Genomic DNA, 1,918 nt, shown 5'->3' on the forward strand with positions numbered 1-1,918 from the left:
GTGGAGGAGCCGGCCCTTGGGCGTGGTGGCGGCGACCGAGTGCACCCCGCGCAGCAGCAGCAGGTGGGGCCGGCGCCGCCCGGCGCCCCCGCCGAAGGCGACGGCTACGAGACGATCGGGCAGTTCTACGAAGCGATCGAGGACGGGCTGAGCGTCCTGTGCGACCGGCTCGGCGAGGCGGAGGTCTTCTCGGGCGACCCGTCCCGCCAGGTCCACGCCGGGCACTTCCAGCACACCGCCGGACAAATGATCGCGGTCACCGATCTGGCCTCGGCGCTGGCCGCGCTGGAGGAGATCGTCGAGGAGGGCGAGGGCACGTCCCGCGGCGCGGTCTGGGACGGCGATCCCGACGTCCACCACCCCGGCCGGGACGAGGTCGCCCACTACTACCGCTTCCAGGAGCTCAGAGTCGGCCGCCGCTACCGCCGCGGCGACACCCCGCGGTCCGGGCCCACCGGCGAGCCGGTCGGCGTGGACTTCGCGGGCGTCCTGCCGATGCGGCCCAACCCCAAGATCGCCGACCATCCCCCGGGCAGCGCGATCCGCGCGGCCCAGGAGGAGTTCAACCGGACGTACTGCACTCTCCTGCACCTGCTGGAGCAGGCGTTCAACGGCTGCCCGCAGCTGCTCGGGGTCGCAGTCACCACCATGTACAGGCTCAAGGCGCAGGCCCAGGCGCTGATGCGCACGCCCGACGGCGACGGCACCACGGCCGGCCCCACGTTCGAGTACGTCCCGCCGGATGAGCGCGGTGGGAGCGCCGGCGACGAGCCGTAACGCATCAACGCACCCCGCGCGGCCTCCTCTTGGAGGCGCTCCGCCATCTCGGACTGGTTGCGGTTACTGTCACAGAAGTGAGGCCTGCCTTGTCTGAGCTGTCCGAGGGCAGGACCGGACAGGCCTGCGATCCGAACGGGGGCGATCTTGGTGGCGGACGGCGGACCGGGCGGCGACCCGGCGGCGGACGGGCCGGCCGCCGCCGTTCCGGAGGCGGCGGGCGATCTCGACCACGCCGCGGCGGTCTTCGCCGAGGTGCGGCGACGGCTGTTCGGGATCGCCTACCGGATGCTGGGCAGCGTCACCGAGGCCGAGGACCTGGTGCAGGACGTCTGGCTGCGGTGGCAGACCTACGACCGCGCCGCCGTGGCCGATCCCGCCGCGTTCCTGGCGACGACCACCACCCGGCTGGCGATCAACGTCCTGCAGTCCGCCCGGGTCCGCAGGGAGAGCTACATCGGTCCCTGGCTGCCCGAACCCGTCGACACCGGCTCCGATCCGTACCTGGGAGCCGAACGCGGCGAAGCGCTCAGTTTCGCGGTCCTGATGCTCCTGGAACGGCTGTCGCCCACCGAACGCGCCGCCTATGTCCTGCGAGAGGCGTTCGACTATCCCTATCCGCAGATCGCCGAGATCCTCCAGGCCGGGGAGGCGGCGGTCCGGCAGCTGGTCAGCAGGGCCCGCAAGCACCTGCGGTCCGAGCGGCGGGCACCGGTGACCGGCGCCGAGCAGCGCAGGCTGCTGACCGCTTTCGTCGCCGCTGCCCGCGCCGGCGACATGGCCGCTCTGGAAGAGCTCCTCGCCGCGGACGCGGTCAGCTACTCCGACGGCGGCGGCGCCGTCCGGGCGTCCCGTTTCCCCGTGGTAGGCGGGGTCCGTGTCGCCAAGTACGTCCGGGCGTTCGCGAACCACTTCTGGGACGGGGTCGACGTGGAGTGGGCCACGGTGAACGGCCAGTGGGCCGCCCTGCTCCAGCGCGACGGCCAAACCTTCACCGTCCTCACCGTCGACGGCACCGACCAGGGCATCGGCCAGGTGCTGTGGATGATGAACCCCGCCAAGATCACCGCCGCGACGGTCGTCACCTGACCGTCGCGCCCCGCCACCCCGTTGGATGGCCGCACCAAGGCCGGGCGGGGGC

General features: G+C 72.7%; 2 protein-coding genes. Both read left to right on the top strand.

The window, feature by feature from the left end:
• Positions 1-777 (top strand): ferritin-like domain-containing protein (locus tag AB0C69_RS41800; RefSeq protein WP_360362372.1); only part of this gene is annotated, 777 nt, incomplete at its 5' end.
• A 150-nt stretch (positions 778-927) separates the two neighbouring features.
• Complete coding sequence (locus tag AB0C69_RS41805) at positions 928-1,866, top strand: RNA polymerase sigma-70 factor (protein WP_360362375.1); 939 nt, start codon at positions 928-930, stop codon at positions 1,864-1,866.
• Positions 1,867-1,918: the final 52 nt, after the last annotated feature.

Source organism: Actinomadura sp. NPDC048032 (genome assembly GCF_040653175.1).
In the GTDB taxonomy this organism is placed as follows: Bacteria; Actinomycetota; Actinomycetes; order Streptosporangiales; family Streptosporangiaceae; genus Spirillospora; species Spirillospora verrucosospora.